Here is a 15508-nt window from a genome sequence, read left to right as displayed (position 1 = left end):
AAGCACCCATAAACACACGGCTGACGAGAACGATCATGATGATGAAAAATCTTAAGAACCAGTTCGCAAGTGACAATTACGCCGGGATTTGCCCGGAAGCCATGCAGGCGCTGCAGCAAGCCAACAGCGGTTATTCGACCAGCTACGGCGATGACCCCTGGACAGCTAAAGCCTGTGATGCTCTCCGTGAGTTCTTTGCAACAGATTGTGAAATCTTCTTTGCTTTCAACGGCACCGCAGCCAATTCGCTGGCCCTGGCCTCAATGTGCCAGTCGTACCACAGTGTCATCTGCCATGAGATGGCTCACGTTGAAACCGACGAATGTGGTGCCATCGAATTCTTTTCCAACGGCACCAAACTTTTAACGGTTGGAGGAGACAATGGTAAGGTTGACCTGAACGAAGTTGAACACACCGTCAAGAGACGTACCGACATTCATTACCCCAAGCCCCAGGTCCTCTCGATCACCCAGTCCACAGAGCTGGGCACCCTCTATACGCCTGAGGAACTGGTCGAGATCCACGGTCTGACCAAGCGGCTCAACCTCAAACTGCACATGGATGGTGCGCGCTTTGCGAACGCAGTAGCGGCACTTCAGGTTCACCCGAAAGAGCTGACCTGGCGGGCCGGGGTCGATGTGCTGACCTTCGGCGGCACCAAGTGCGGTATGCCGATGGGGGAAGCGGTGGTCTTTTTCAACAAAAAGCTCGCCTACGAATTTGAATACCGATGCAAACAGGCCGGACAACTGGCTTCCAAGATGCGTTATCTTTCCGCCCCCTGGCTTGGTTTGTTGCAAAACAACACCATGCTCAAGCATGCCGGCCATGCCAACGCCTGCGCACGCAAACTGGCCAGAGAACTCTCGAAGATCTCCGGTGTGAGCCTTGTCAATCCCACCGAAGCGAATGCAGTCTTTGCCGAAATGCCAGAGGAAATGATTGCCAAGCTAAGAGACAAAGGTTGGATCTTCTACACCTTCATTGGCTCAGGCCATTGCCGCTTCATGTGCTCCTGGGCAACCACTGAAGAAGATATAGCTAACCTTGTGAGCGATATTCAGGCTCTTATAGCGTAAGTTTAAAACATAGCATCGCACCTCAAGCATAAGACAAAATCGATTCAAACCATTGGTTAACGCAAAGGCGCCAAGACGCAGAGAGTAAAGCTTAATATAGAGACATGTCCCTAAGCTTAGGCGCTTTCCCTCTGCGTTTTTTGCGACTTAGCGCCTTTGCGTTAAAGATTTTTTTTAATTATAAGCAGGCAAAACCTAACTTATTCAATAACGGCTCAAATGACTGAAACACAAAACCAGCATCATTTCGAAGCCTTGACGCCCAGTCTCATCATGGATGCCGTCGAGAGTTGCGGCTTTCTTTGCGATTGCCGCACTTTTGCCTTAAACAGCTACGAGAACCGCGTTTACCAGGTGGGTATCGAAGAGGGGAGCCCACTGATCGCCAAGTTCTACCGACCAAAACGTTGGAGTGACGAGCAGATTCTAGAAGAGCACCAATTCTGTTTTGAGCTGGTAGAGCATGAGCTGCCGGTCGTCGCCCCAATGCTTAACGAGCGCGGTGAAAGTCTTTTTCATTTCGGCGACTTCCGTTTTTCCCTTTATCCGCGCCAGGGCGGGCACGCACCGGAGTTCGATGATCTCGACAATCTGCTGATCATGGGCCGCACAATCGGCCGCATGCACGCCATCGCCGCCACAAAACCTTTTCAGCATCGACCCCGACTCGACAGTGCAAGCTTCGGTCACGCTTCGGTGGCATTGATCAGTGAGAAGTTCATCATACCCGAGTACAAGGCCAATTACGACGCACTGAGCCATGACTTGCTGCAGAGTATTGATGAGCTGATCGCCGGGGCCGGCGACACGCCATTCATCCGTACTCACGGCGACTGCCATGCGGGCAATGTTTTGTGGCGCGACCAGGCGCCTCACTTTGTCGATTTTGATGATGCCAGGACAGCGCCGGCAATTCAGGATATCTGGATGATGCTTTCAGGGGATCGTTCGCGCCAGACCGCACAATTGGCAGAGATTGTTGAAGGCTACAACGAGTTTTACGATTTTCGGCCGAGCGAATTACGCCTTGTTGAAGCGCTTCGAGCACTGCGCATTCTGCACTATTGCGCCTGGCTGGCAAGGCGCTGGGATGACCCGGCCTTCCCCCACCACTTCCCCTGGTTCAACACCGTCAACTACTGGGGCGAACATATCCTGCAGTTGCGAGAGCAGATCGCCGCATTAAACGAATTACCCCTGGAAACCAATTAATCGAGTTTCTCTCTTTTTGCTTTTCCACACCTCGAAGCACGCACCGCGGCCTTTAAGCCTGCCGGATAATCTCGACCAGCAATTCAGTGACATGAACCATGTCGGCAACCGCAACCGACTCGTCATGGGTGTGAACGCCCGTCATCCCGGTCGCTAGGATGATCATCTCGATGCCATGACCGTTGAAGATATTGGCATCACTCCCGCCGCCCCCCAGACGAATCTTCAGATCCTGCCCTAAAGCCTCCGCGGCGTTACGGGCCAATGTCACCACCGGGGCTTTTTCATCAACAGACATACTTGGGAAATCAGACCGAACCTCGACATGAATTTCCGGGCGTACACGCTTGCCGTCGATTTCACGTGTCATCTCATCGGCGGCCGCTTTAAAACATGAGAGCATATGCTCGGTTTGCTCTTGAAGTTTAACTGGATCATGACTGCGAGCCTCTCCGACAATGGAAACCTTCTGCGGCACGATATTGCGGGCGACACCACCCTCGATGACACCAATATTGGCGGTTGTTTCATAATCTATGCGTCCGAGGCGCATCTGGCTGATCGCGAGGGAGGCGGTTTGAATGGCTGAGACTCCACGTTCAGGCACCATACCGGCATGGGAAGCAAGCCCCTCTATCTCTATCTGGATGTGATTCGCACCAGGGGCCTGCAGAACCATCATCTCGACGCCCTCAGTATCGAGGGCATAGCCGTAGCGCGCCTGGACCATACTGTAATCAAAATGCTTCGCCCCCACCAGGCCGATCTCTTCAGCGATCGTCACCACCACCTCAATAGGCCCATGGAGGATATCCTGCTCGTTGACAACCTCGAGAGCTTCTATGAGTTCGGCAATTCCGGCCTTGTCGTCAGCACCGAGGATGGTATCGCCGGCGCTGTAGAAAACCCCGTCACGTAACACCGGTTCGACCTGACCTCCCGGCTCAACCGTATCCATGTGAACAGAAAAGAGCAGCGGTTCGACCTGTTTGCCGTTACCAGGAAAGTTTGCCACCAGGTTGCCTACTTCACCGCCAGTTGCAGTCGCCGCAGCGTCAAAACGGATCTCAGAACCGAGGCGCCGCAGGCGTTCGGCCAGGTAACTGGCAATCGAACTTTCATGTAAGGGCGGGCTGTTAATGGCTGCCAAGCGGGCAAATTCTTCACTCAGGCGTTGCTGGTCAATCATAGGAAACTCCTCAAAAAACAGACACAGGTCTGTTTGGATAGATCTAGATTTTCAGATTTTGCAAGCAACACCATCATCACATATTGCAATCAACAAAACAAACCACTAAACGCACCTCAAAAGTAAAAACGAATGGGGACAGGGTATAGATTTATAGACAAATCTGTTATGACCCTGCTAGTATAAATAAATTTTGTTTTTCGGGAAGTTAACGTTTTCATCCCGGTAGGAAGAGACCCTTGGATTTCGATTTTCACCCGCCCAAACATTCCATGACCAGGCGTCGCAAGAAGGCTCCAAAGTTACGTATCTGGTTGCTGCTTGCCCTGATAACCCTGTTGCTCGTTCCGCTTTTTTTGCGCCCGACGGTTACCAGTACCGAAGCAAACACAGCAGCGCCTGAGGCAGCTCCACCTCCGCCCCCCGTTCCTGAGATTCGCAAAGAGATCATCTCCGGGACAATCGCCTCTGGTGATACGATTTCAGGCCTGCTGGGAGGATACTTTTCAGCGGCTGAAATTCACACGTTGAATAAACAGTGCAAACCGGTCTTTCCACTCTCACGCCTCAGCGCAGGGCAACCCTACCGCCTTTGTCTGAGCGACGATGATTTCGAACGCTTCGAATACGACATAGATCGCGATGAGCAACTCATCATCTCGCGTGAAGCAGAAACCTTCTCTATCGAGAAAATTCCGATCCCCTACACGACAGACACAGCTCGTGTCCGTGGAGTCATCGAAAGCAGCCTCTTTGAAGCGGTGACCGCCACCGGTGAGAGTGAGGTGCTGGCGATGAACCTTGCTGACATTTTTGCCTGGGATATCGACTTCATCCTCGACATCCGTAAAGGAGACTCATTCCAGGCGCTGGTGGAAAAACGTTATCGCGAAGGTCAGCCGGCAGGCTATGGCCGCATTTTGGCAGCAGAGTTCACCAACCAGGGCACCACCTTCCAGGCCTTTCTATACAAGGACGGCGACAGACGCCTTGACTACTACGACGCCGAAGGCCGGAGTTTGCGCAAAGCTTTCCTCAAAGCGCCGCTCTCTTTCTCCCGTATCTCCTCGGGATTTACCATGCGTCGCTTCCACCCGATCACAAAGACCTGGAAATCTCATCCGGCCATCGATTACGCTGCTCCGCGAGGGACCCCGATCAAAAGTGTTGGCGATGGCGTCATCATCAAGAAAGGTTACACCCGCGGCAACGGTAATTATGTTAAGATCCGCCACAACAGCAGCTATGAAACCATCTATCTGCACATGAAAGGCTTCGCCAAGGGCATCGCAAAAGGCAAGCGGGTCGCTCAGGGTCAACGGATAGGCTATGTCGGCAGCACCGGTCTGGCCACAGGACCTCACCTCTGTTTCCGCATGTATAAAAATGGTGCTCCGGTCAATCCTAATCGGGTGAAAGCCCCTGCGACCAAGCCGATCTCCGGGGCCAGTCGGGCAGAGTTTGATATTCTTGCGGCAAAGCTCATGGCCGAGTTAACTGATCAGGCACCAGTCAAGACTGCCAGCGCACAGCAGGCAGAGGACCCTGTAAAAGACTAATTCCAGATAAGGGACACATCATGGCCGAAAAACTTGGCGAGTTACTGATCAAGAAGAACCTGTTGACCCAGGCGCAGCTCGAAGAAGCGCTGCAAGCCCAGGTCATTTTCGGCGGTAAGCTTGGGACAGTCCTCATCGAAATGGGACTGATCACAGAAGATATCCTGGCCGAGATTCTGGGTCAGCTCATCAACATCCCCTGTGCAAAACCCGGACAACTGCAAAACATCCCCGATAACGTCATAAAAATCATCAGCCCGGAACTGGCTGAGAAGCATAAGGTCATGCCAGTTTCTGTCATTGGCAAAAAATTGACCCTGGCCATGGCCGACCCGCGCAACCTGCAGTCGATCGACGAGATCTCCTTTCGTACTGGCTACATCGTGATGCCGATCCTGGCTCTCGAAGTTCGCCTGGTCTTTGCCCTGGAAAATTACTACGGCGTCAAGCGCACCATGCGCTATATAGCGCCGCCGAAACAGGTGCGCGAAGAGCTGAACCAGCTCCACGTTTTGGAAACTGCGGACGGCCCGATTGAAGCCCGTGATACAGATGAAGAGCTGGGGACACTCGGATCCGAACACATCTATGAGAAACCGGCAGCCGAACCAGCGCAGCCTGTGGCAGCCCCGGAAGTCGTGGAAGACGAGATCGAGGAGTTGGATGACGACGACCTGATCGAAGAGCTGGAAGATGAAGAGATTACGCTGGCGACGACAGCCCAGACCCTGATTGGCATCACCGATCGTAACGATGTCGCCGATGCGGTTATCGCCTATCTCGGGGCCAACTACTCACGGGCGGCCCTGTTCATGGTCGTAGCCGGGCAAGTAACCGGGTGGCGATCTGCAAAAGGTGGGCAACCGATTCCAGGCTTTGAGCAGTTTCAGCTACCACTCTCAGAGCCATCGGTTCTGAAAACCGCTGTTGAAAGCAACAGCTTCTTCCTCGGCCCCGTGCCACAGAGTGGCGCGAACCTGGCGCTGACAACCTTTCTGGGCAAGCCAGCCCCCCAGTCAGCACTGCTGATGCCTATGAGCATGCTGGGCCGCGTTGTCGGACTGATCTACGTTGACGACCCCAAAGCAGACTTGTCTTTAGCAGTCGTGGATGTCCAACAGCTCTCCAGCAAAGCATTAATGGCCTTTGAGGTCCTCATACTGCACAACAAGATTCTCAGAGTTTGAACTACCTCGTCCACCTTTATCTCTCCGGATCGGATCCAGAGATTCAACTTGGCGGCCTGATGGGTGACTTTGTCAAAGGCCGCATCCCTACAGATTATCCCGAAAAAATCGCTCTGGGTTTACACCTGCATCGTCGGATCGACAGCCTCGCTCAGAACAGTCCACACACACGTCGTAGTCGTCAAAGACTTGACCCAAAGTTCGGTCACGGTCGCGGCATCATCGTCGACATTTTCTACGATCACTTTCTCGCAGCAAACTGGCGCGACTATTCTCCTGTTCCCCTGGAAAGCTACGCAGCAGATTTCTACACACTGCTGCAAAGCTCTCATCGGCAACTACCAGAAGGTTTAAAGCAAATAGCCCCACGCATGATTGAATACAACTGGCTGGTTTCTTATCAACACCGCGAGGTGGTCGGCAAGGCTCTACACAGGATCGCCCGACGCCTGAGCAGACCCCTGCCCCTCGCCGAAGGCGTTGATGAACTTGTCGCTCACGAAGGCTCGTTGCTGGAGGACTTTGCAGGGTTCCTGCATGAAGCAACACTTTTTGTGCAAGAGGATTTTGATATTAAGGTGAAATAAGTCGCGCAGGGTCAACCAGTCATGATCTGGCGTACACCGTCTGCAATAAACTGGATTGCCAGCGCAGCAAGGATCACCCCAAGCAGACGGCGCAGGATATCGTCACCGGTTCGACCTATCAAGTCTTTGACCCGGTTTGCCGAGGAGAGCGCCAGGTAGGTGAGCAGGTAGATGACCAGAACTGCGATCACCAGGGAAAGACTCCCCGAAACTGACTGTGTTTGAGAAAAGAGTAGAATCGTTACGGTCAGACAACCGGGACCGGACAACAACGGAATCGACATCGGGAAGACTGAGATATCAACCTCTTCGCCACTCTCCCACTTCTTGCCGGTTTCCCCCTTGGTCACCATGTTGAACGCTGTAATGAAGAGCAGCAGTCCGCCGGACACCCGTAAAGCCTCGATGCTGATACCGAGTTTGGTCAGCAGTGCCTGACCGAAGAAGGCAGAGACCAGCACGATCGCCGCCGCAATCAGCGTCGAACGCAACGCCATGCGCTTTGCATAAGCCCGCTCACACCCCGTGGTCAAACCATGAAAGATCAGCGCAGTACCGATCGGATCGATGACAACAAAATAAGATGTCAGGGCATGTAAAAAGATATCAGTGAACATCTCTGTTCCAGTCTTGATGAAAAAATTAAGGCGACAGGTCTGTGATCGTTTCTACCCCAGGCCTGCCGGGGTGTCAACGTAAAGGGCTTATACGTGGAGGGACACAACAGGCTGCTATGGCGTCCCTCTTAAGTTATGGAGGAGCGATCAAAGATAAAGGATCAGGAAGAAAACGGGAATGACTACCCCGATACCTGTCAATACGAGCCCCCGCCTTAGAGTCTTGCGGCGAAGCATAAAGAGACCGCTGATGGCCAGAAATGCAAGGGCGACAGCGTAAAGGTCAGCGAACCAGGTCCAGGCTTTTTTCGGATGGTTGAGGTGCAGGAAATTCATCTCGCGCAGAACGGGCCGGGGGATGGCACGATCATGAACAACTTGACCGCTCGGCAGGTCGACCGTAATCGAACGCCCTTCGACAAAGAGCTGCAGGCTGTTTCGGTCAGGCCGGTAGCTGCTTTCAAGTTTGCCCGGTTCACCGAGGCGCGCAAGGATCGTAAGCGCGGTTGCGGCGTCCGCAGGGTTGCCGACAACCGGGCCGATATTGGTTTCGACCCGCTCTACACTGTAACTCGGGTTCCACTCTTTGATATGATTGACGGCCACGCCGGAGATGGCGTAGAGCAGGGTCAATCCGATACAGAGAAAACCGATATCACGGTGCAGTAGGTAATTCCAGCGCCGCCAACTCATGCTTATCTAAACACCATCAATCGAGGCACCGAGACCACGAATACGCAAGACAGTTTCACCGGAAGTCACCGAGGCAGGATCAAAATCAATGCCCTTCTCTTCCGCATGATGTTTGCGCCGCTTGATGACTTCCTCACGGGTCAACTCCATACTCTCCACGACCCCCTCAACAGTCGCTACCTTGCCGCGAGCTTCCATCGGGAAGACGATCTCGCCATCGGTTACCTTAATACGGATTTTCTCAAAATCACGGTCGCCTGCCAGATAGATCCAGCAGCCCCTTGTGCTGCATACGTCGATGACCAGTCCGGAGACTTTGACTTTTTTACCAACATAATCTGCTGGGGCATCAAGGATCGCGGAGATCGCCGTCTCTTCGGACAGGGTGACGCCATTGCCGAAATCTTTGGCAAAAGCAGTGACCGGGGACAAGATGGCTACAAGCAGAAAGGTGATCAGGAAAGTACGCATGATTTGCTCCTTAGAGGGAATGGACAACGGAACGCATCATACTTTTTGAATGTATTGCAAGTCAACACACAAAAACACCGCGCCAATACAATCATTTAATGCACCATTAAATACAGGTGTTTACGGATGATGAGGTAGGTGCGTCAGGAAGGAATCGGCCACTCCGTCTGGTATCCAGGCGGGAAAAAGGTCTCCCTGGTCCGGTTGAAATAGCCGTACTGCAGGCTGGGGAAGCGTGCCTTATGCATTTTAAGCATTTCAACCATGCCAATGCCCTTGCCTGTCACTTGCAGCGAATCAAGATAGAGTACCGGGTCAAGGCTTAAGTTACGCATCTGGATCATATCAACACCAACCAGGTCAATCAGCTCACCCATGGCCTCAACCTCATCCTCGCGATCGGTCACACCAGGAAAGACCAGGTAATTGAGCATCAGGTAAAGACCGGCCGCTTTAGCCCGTTTCAGGGATTCAACCACATCGGCAAAACAATAACCACATGGCCGGTAATAGGCGTTGTAGAGATGTTCCTGAGCCGAGTTGAGTGAGACACGGATCGATTCCACGCCGGCAGCGGCTAGATTATCGATGGCATCAGGTAAAGAAGCGTTGCTGTTAAAATTGATCGTACCGCGTTCTGTCTGACGGCGCATTTCACGCACCGCTTGGCTGATCACATCCGACTGCATGATCGGGTCACCTTCACAGCCCTGGCCGAAAGAAACGATTGCATTCTTTGCTTCTTTGAGGTGCGGCACCGCCACTTCACAAAGCTCTTTAACGGTAGGGACGAAGGTCAGACGCTCCTGACTGGAAGGACAACAGTCTGATTCCTGTTTGGAGATACAACCAACGCAACGGGAATTGCATGTAGGCGAAGTCGGCAGCGGCGCTTCCCAACGGCGGAAGAAAAGATTCTTGGCGGCAAAACAATGGTAATCGAGAGCACAGCGCGAGAGCTGTTCCAGCAGGCGATTGTCCGGGCTGTCTTGCAGGGTCTTGTTCACCAGGGGAACGAGCTTACGATCATCGAAGTGATCAGGTCGCCACTGGTTGTTGCGATCGACCTGGACACCGGCTACGTAGAAACGCTCTTCCTCAAGGCACCAACCGACCGCGGTGTAAGACCAGAGCGGCAAGGTCTGTTCCTTACGTCGGTAATCAGCTGCAGGCAGCAAGGTGCGGGTATAGCCAGGAGTCAGAAAAGCCGAAACCGCCTGAATAGGACCTCCGCTCCATTGCTTGGGTAGGCGATCAGCCGTCAGCTGCTTGCCACTGCGACGGTCGAAACCGATCGGCGGTGTCTGCGGTATGGTGAAGAGACGGCTGCCTTCGGGCATGGGGATCAGCTCATCGATGCGCGGTCGCACCGCTTCCGTACCGCTGATGCCGGCAAGTAGCAGATCTGGATGCTCGAAGACCTCGCCACTCTCATCGGCGACCACTGCCAGTATGGTTTTACCTTTTGCCACGCGCCGTTCCTTTAGTTTTCTAATCCTAGTTTACAGGACATAACCCCACGGGGAGATCCGTGCCTTGTTTGACTCTTCCGGTAAAGGGATAGTCCCTGAACTGGTGCAGTTCCAAATTACCACAGGCAACTTGAGGAAAACAATTTATCGTTCATGGTTTTGCCAAGCCACCGACATTACAGCCTTTCAAACCACGATCTTATTTTACATTATTTTACAGTAGAATATTTTTTAAAAAAAACACCTTGACACCGTTATTCATTTAATGTATTCCTTACCGAAATACTCAACAACAGGAGACAATCATGCAGTCACTCAGAAAACTCATCTCGCTCACCATTTTACTTCTAGCCGCTCTCCCAGCACTGGCAAGCGCAGGTCTGGGAGATTACTTTGTACAAACAGACTGGCTGGCCGAGAACCGTTCGAAAGTCGTCATTCTCGACGCTCGTCAGACCCCGCTCTTCATCCTGGGGCACATTGAGGGAGCCCATCACCTTCCTCGCAGTGGCTTTCTCGACAAGCGCGACGGCGTTAAGAGCCTGGTTCCTACCACCACCGCTTTCGAGACCCTGATGCAGGAATTCGGCATTACCCCCGAGACCACAGTGGTCACTTATGCCGAAGACGGCAACCCTTATGCAGCACGCCTCGCCTGGACCTTGCGCTACCATGGGCACAACAAGGTACTGGTTCTCGATGGCGGTTATGAAAAATGGTCCAAAGAGGGACATCCGACAACTTTACTACCAACAGCGGCGGCAATACCGAGCAGCTACCGCGTCTCAACGCCGGGTCAAGCACGCGCCGAAGCCGACTACGTGTTGACCCAGCTTGGCAATACCTCGGTCGTCATCTGGGATACCCGCACACCTGAAGAATATGACGGTACAAAGGTGCGCGCTGATCGTGGCGGCCATATCCCCGGCGCGACTCATCTTAACTGGACAAAGTTGCAACACGAAGTCGATGGCGTTAAAGTCTTAAAAAGTGAGAGTGAGATTCGCCAACTGCTCGCAAAACATGGCATCACCTCTGGTCAGGAGGTCATCGCCCATTGCCAGACCGGCATCCGTTCATCTTATGCAACTCTGGTGTTACAAGGATTAGGCTACTCCGAGGTCAAGAACTACGATGGCTCATGGATTGAATGGGCGAACAACGCGACCCTGCCAATTATAGAAAATGCAGAGACACCCAGGCAGGATGAAGTTGCCTTGCTTCGTAACTGAATAGAGGCTTTGTTCTCCTGAGTTGAAAAAAATGTCCCCATCCGGGCTACCGGATGGGGACACTAGTATCCGGCGCATAATTATGATTATACTGTCGTTCACAAAATTATACGGGAGACTTCTATGTCGACAATCAACCGCTTCAAAAACCGCCTGATCGCCAAGGTGATTACCCGCTACCCGGGCCTCGCCCAACGCTTCATCACTGCGTATGAGCCCTGGGAATCCGGTGAAGCTGTGCCCTGGGCACCTCCACACAAACCACTGGCCGAATGCAAGCTGGCGCTGGTCACGACATCAGGTGTGCATCACAGCTCTCAAGAACCCTTCGACATGCAGGATAGCGATGGTGATCCGAGCTTTAGGGCCATCGATGGTGCGACGATCGGCAACGATTACAAGATCACCCACGACTACTACGACCACAGCGATGCCGAGAAAGACCTCAACATCATCTTTCCGTTGCAGAGGTTACAGGAGCTGCAGCAGGAAGGCGTTATCGGTCAACTGGCCGACACCCACTACTCCTTCATGGGCCACATCGACGGTCGCCACATCGCCACCCTGATCGGACAAGCCGCCCAGGAGGTGGTAAGGAGGCTCAAACAGGACCAGGTCGATGTGGTCCTGCTCACCCCGGCTTGAGGCATCTGCAATCAATCCGTGGGATTGATACAAAGAGAGATTGAAAAAGCCGGAATCGCCACCGTTGGCGTCACCATCGTTCGCGAGTATACAGAAAAGGTTCAGCCGCCACGCAGCGTTTACCTGAAATGGCCGTTCGGTCATCCGCTTGGTGAACCGGGAAAGGTTAAGCAGCAGCGAGCTGTTATTCTTGAGGCCTTTAAGGCTCTTTACGGCATCACCACTCCGGGTGAGATCGTTGATTTGCCGTTTCGCTGGAGGCGGCATGATTATGAGAGCTATGAGGAACCGGAGGCCTTTATTCCAAGCAGTAAAAAGCAATCAGAATAAAAGCTTCGTTGACTGTGAGGAACGGTATAAAAGGGATGGTAAAAGTGCTAGTTCTTCGTTTTTAAAGTGCCATGAGCATAACTTGACCTGACAGACAGCATCTAATTTTGTTCCACGCTCGCCGCATACTAAATATCCCTAGATAATCTAAGAATCAGATGCAACAGGATTAATAATAAAGCCCCGGCCTTGTGGACAGGCTGGGGCTCTCTTTTACTGTAAATCGTGAATTATAAAAAGCCCCATAGTTAAATTCCAGGGCCAGGATCATGATCCCCACTAGGCCCTGCAGGACTGCCGCCGATGTGGCACTGGTTACATACATCGTCATATTCATCAACGATGGGTGTTCCTGTCCACCTCCAAAATGGGGGCAGACCACCGCCATCAAGAGAGGTGTCATTATGGGGATCATGACAAGTCGTGCATTGCATCTTGTTCTCGCCGTCAAGCGGGGTGGGAACGGTTAGATTCAGCGGCAACTGATAGGTTGTTCCAGGCCGGGCAGTATTTATATCGGCAAGTACTGCATTATCGTAAACAAATGAGATCGGATGAGATGTCGAAAGATCAATAACCGCTACGCCAGTGACAAGGTCTTGCCCACCGAGCATAGCAATTGACGTGCCATCGTTCAGTATACCAATAGCCGTCACGCCATCATGACAGGAAAGGCATAACCGAGAAGCGCCGCTGGGATAGGTGACAGACCCGTCATTCTTGTATTGACTGCGATCCTGAGAGCCCGCAGGGGATCCGGGATAATCTCCCTTAATGACCAATTGTTGTCCATAAAGCGGAAAAGTCCCAGTGTTAGGATCCGGGCGACTCCAAAGAGTAGACTCCGGTGTTGCAGAGTGTGGAGTATGACAGAAAATGCAAATCTGATCAGTACCTCCAGTCGCTATAGGTTGGGCTTGTGGTCCGCCATGAGTCGCTGTACTCGAAAGATTATGTTGATTGTCTGGGTCTGTGAGTGGTGCAGACAGGACAACAACACTTGATGTTATAGAAATCGCAATAATGAGAGCTACAAAATAATATTTATGAAGTAACATGGATTGCTGCCCGTTGGTTAAATGTTCCTATAAAATGTCCTCCCCCCTTACTTACATGTCATCAAATAAACATCAAAAGCATGATGCGATGCTGAACGGAATGTTCTTTTCTTAAATATCACCATTTTGGTCTTGTTTGTCAAGTGAGAGTAGGATTAATCCTTCTTGGTTGCTGTAGTAAGCAGTTTTTCTTTTTTATAAGCTAGTAAAATTCAGAGTGTGGAAATTTTTACTGACCCTGACAAAGAAGAAAATGGCAACAATCCCCTCTGGCGAACTCATCCAGATCTGACAGTGGGAGTCAGACCAAAGCTGGCTGACAGTCCCCCCCCCCCCCTTTTCAACCCTGATCAATATGCTTTTGACCTCGATTGTTTATTAAAAAGGCAACAGCAGCCGTTGCAACAACCCACAAAGTAGAACTTTCCGCTTTATATAACCTCCTCCCTTCGCTATCCTTGATTCATGCGAACAATCCTCAGCACACTCCACAGCAAGTTCATTCATAACAGTCTCGCCCTGCCCTGTCTCGCAGCCTATTGCGGAGATGATTGCGGCGATTTCCTGATCCGTGAATTTACCGTCCACGAACCGCGCGAATCAATTCTCTCCCAGATTCTGGATGTGGCCCCGGATGTGGTCGCCTTTTCCGTCTACCTCTGGAACCGACGCGAGACCCTCGATCTGGTCGACGCCTTGTACGTTGCTCGGCCCGAGTTACGCATCATCCTGGGCGGCCCTGAAGTCTCTTTTGAATGTGTGGAAATCTTTACTCGCAACCCCGGCATCACGGCGTTGATTCGCGGTGAAGGGGAAGAACCCTTGCGTGCATTGCTATCTGCCTGGCAACAGGGACAACAACCAGGGGTGGCTCCAAGAACAGTTCTGCGTGTTGGAGAAGAGCTCATCAGCGGGCCGGACAGCCCGCCGTTAAAAGAACTCGACACAGTCCCTTCACCCTTCAAGACCGGGCTGACCGATATGGAGCGCGGCTTTGTATATTACGAGACCAGTCGCGGTTGCCCCTTTCACTGCAGCTTCTGTTTAAGCGCCAGAGACAACCTGATTCGCTCCTACTCCATGGAGCGCATTAAGAGCGACCTGCTCTTGCTTATGCAGAAAGGCGTTGCAAAGGTCAAACTGGTCGACCGCACCTTCAACTTCGACGCCGGTCGCGCCAAGGAGATTTTCAGCTTCATCCTGGAACACAACCGGTCGACGCATTTTCATTTTGAGATCGCCGGCCACCTGCTCGACGAAGCGACTCTCGAGCTTTTGGATCAAGTCCCGGAAGAGATGTTCCAGTTTGAGATCGGGGTGCAATCAACCCTGGAGAGTACCCTCGATGCGATCGGTCGCAAGGTCAATATGAAGAAACTAGAGGAGAATATTCGGTCCCTGCGCAAAAGCAACCGGATTCACATGCACCTCGACCTGGTGGCCGGCCTTCCCGGTGACAACTACAACAGCTTTCTCAAATCAATTGACCGGGTGGCCGCCCTCGCCCCCCACCACCTGCAGATCGAACCGGTCAAGCTGCTACCCGGCTCACCGTTGCGCGACCAAGCCGAAGAGTTGCAGATCCGATTTGACCCGAACCCACCCTACACGATTCTGGGCAGCCCTGAGCTCTCTTATGCCGAGTTGCAGCAACTCCAGGAGATCAGTCGGCTTCTTGACCTGACGTACAACAGCGGTCATTTATCGAGCTTTATACGCGAATTAAGCGACGCAACCGGCTCCTTTGCCATGGGGCTGGAATGGCTGGCTGGAGAGTGGCGCAAACGCGAGCTGTTCCGTTTCCCCTTAAACCGCCAGTCACTTTTTCAGAACCTTTACGAGATCGTCAGGGGACGCGACAAAGGAACGTCTCAAGCACGACTTATTGAAAGCCTCGCTTACGACTACGCCCGTTGCGAACGCGTTGTCACCAACCGTATTCCGGAGTTTTTTGACTCCGCCCTCGAACCTGAAGAAGAGCAATGGGTGCGTACAAGGGTTCAGGAGAAGACCGAAGCGATCAAGGGTCAGGGGATTAAGCTGCAATATTTTGCCGCGGCCTTCACCACCATTCACACTCCGGAACTAAGAACTGTTCACCTCTTCTGCTATCTCACAGGGACCGGGCGGAAAATGCAGGTTGAGGAATATCGCTACAGCGATTAAGATTAAGGAGC

At 52.5% G+C, this 15508-nt stretch carries 15 protein-coding genes; 9 read left to right on the top strand and 6 right to left on the bottom strand.

Translation table 11 applies throughout. From position 1 onward, the window contains the following. Positions 1–35 precede the first annotated feature (35 nt). Both P9J64_07630 and P9J64_07625 read left to right on the top strand, forming a co-directional pair. Positions 36–1079, top strand: coding sequence for a low specificity L-threonine aldolase (locus P9J64_07630; GenBank protein MDG5468193.1), 1044 nt, complete (start codon positions 36–38; stop codon positions 1077–1079). 219 nt (positions 1080–1298) lie between these two features. Next, entirely contained in the window at positions 1299–2291 is a 993-nt protein-coding gene (locus P9J64_07625) for a serine/threonine protein kinase (GenBank protein ID MDG5468192.1), read from the top strand. A 52-nt stretch (positions 2292–2343) separates the two neighbouring features. Here the strand turns inward: P9J64_07625 and P9J64_07620 are convergent, their stop codons facing one another. Beyond that, positions 2344–3480, bottom strand: coding sequence for a M20/M25/M40 family metallo-hydrolase (locus P9J64_07620; GenBank protein ID MDG5468191.1), 1137 nt, complete (start codon positions 3478–3480; stop codon positions 2344–2346). Positions 3481–3719: 239 nt separating this feature from the next. Here P9J64_07620 and P9J64_07615 point away from each other — a divergent pair, with 239 nt between their 5' ends. The 3 genes from P9J64_07615 to P9J64_07605 are packed head-to-tail and all read left to right on the top strand — an operon-like array spanning position 3720 to position 6813. Continuing rightward, positions 3720–5039 carry a peptidoglycan DD-metalloendopeptidase family protein gene (locus P9J64_07615; GenBank protein ID MDG5468190.1) on the top strand — a complete coding sequence of 440 codons (1320 nt, stop codon included), beginning with the start codon at positions 3720–3722 and terminating at the stop codon, positions 5037–5039. A 20-nt stretch (positions 5040–5059) separates the two neighbouring features. After that, positions 5060–6226, top strand: coding sequence for a general secretion pathway protein GspE (locus P9J64_07610; GenBank protein ID MDG5468189.1), 1167 nt, complete (start codon positions 5060–5062; stop codon positions 6224–6226). Then, a complete protein-coding gene (locus P9J64_07605) occupies positions 6223–6813 on the top strand; it encodes an acyl carrier protein phosphodiesterase (GenBank protein ID MDG5468188.1) in 591 nt (196 codons plus the stop codon). The genes P9J64_07610 and P9J64_07605 overlap by 4 nt, the downstream gene beginning before the upstream one ends. An 11-nt stretch (positions 6814–6824) precedes the next feature. Here P9J64_07605 and P9J64_07600 read toward each other — a convergent pair whose 3' ends face one another. The 4 genes from P9J64_07600 to P9J64_07585 form a co-directional block, all read right to left on the bottom strand. Continuing rightward, complete coding sequence (locus P9J64_07600) at positions 6825–7430, bottom strand: MarC family protein (protein ID MDG5468187.1); 606 nt, start codon at positions 7428–7430, stop codon at positions 6825–6827. A gap of 147 nt (positions 7431–7577) precedes the next feature. Beyond that, complete coding sequence (locus P9J64_07595) at positions 7578–8123, bottom strand: PepSY-associated TM helix domain-containing protein (protein MDG5468186.1); 546 nt, start codon at positions 8121–8123, stop codon at positions 7578–7580. A gap of 6 nt (positions 8124–8129) precedes the next feature. Next, positions 8130–8594, bottom strand: coding sequence for a DUF4920 domain-containing protein (locus P9J64_07590; GenBank protein MDG5468185.1), 465 nt, complete (start codon positions 8592–8594; stop codon positions 8130–8132). Between the two features lie 143 nt (positions 8595–8737). After that, a complete protein-coding gene (locus P9J64_07585) occupies positions 8738–10066 on the bottom strand; it encodes a radical SAM protein (protein ID MDG5468184.1) in 1329 nt (442 codons plus the stop codon). 305 nt (positions 10067–10371) lie between these two features. Between P9J64_07585 and P9J64_07580 the strand changes: the two genes are divergently transcribed. The 3 genes from P9J64_07580 (at position 10372) to P9J64_07570 (ending at position 12273) form a co-directional block, all read left to right on the top strand. Further along, positions 10372–11298, top strand: a complete 927-nt coding sequence (locus P9J64_07580; protein MDG5468183.1) for a sulfurtransferase — start codon at positions 10372–10374, stop codon at positions 11296–11298. 123 nt (positions 11299–11421) lie between these two features. Next, positions 11422–11943: a glycine/sarcosine/betaine reductase selenoprotein B family protein gene (locus P9J64_07575; protein MDG5468182.1), complete on the top strand. Its 522-nt coding sequence runs from the start codon at positions 11422–11424 to the stop codon at positions 11941–11943. 18 nt (positions 11944–11961) lie between these two features. Beyond that, positions 11962–12273 carry a hypothetical protein gene (locus P9J64_07570; GenBank protein MDG5468181.1) on the top strand — a complete coding sequence of 104 codons (312 nt, stop codon included), beginning with the start codon at positions 11962–11964 and terminating at the stop codon, positions 12271–12273. A 248-nt stretch (positions 12274–12521) separates the two neighbouring features. Here the strand turns inward: P9J64_07570 and P9J64_07565 are convergent, their stop codons facing one another. Continuing rightward, positions 12522–13055, bottom strand: coding sequence for a hypothetical protein (locus P9J64_07565; protein MDG5468180.1), 534 nt, complete (start codon positions 13053–13055; stop codon positions 12522–12524). Positions 13056–13796: 741 nt separating this feature from the next. Here P9J64_07565 and P9J64_07560 point away from each other — a divergent pair. After that, a complete protein-coding gene (locus P9J64_07560) occupies positions 13797–15497 on the top strand; it encodes a DUF4080 domain-containing protein (GenBank protein ID MDG5468179.1) in 1701 nt (566 codons plus the stop codon). The last annotated feature ends 11 nt before the right edge of the window (positions 15498–15508 follow it).

The organism is Deltaproteobacteria bacterium IMCC39524 (assembly GCA_029667085.1).
Taxonomy (GTDB): Bacteria; Desulfobacterota; Desulfuromonadia; order Desulfuromonadales; family BM103; genus M0040.
The sequence above is the reverse complement of the archived record's forward strand: the minus strand, read 5'-3'. Positions and strand labels throughout refer to the sequence as shown.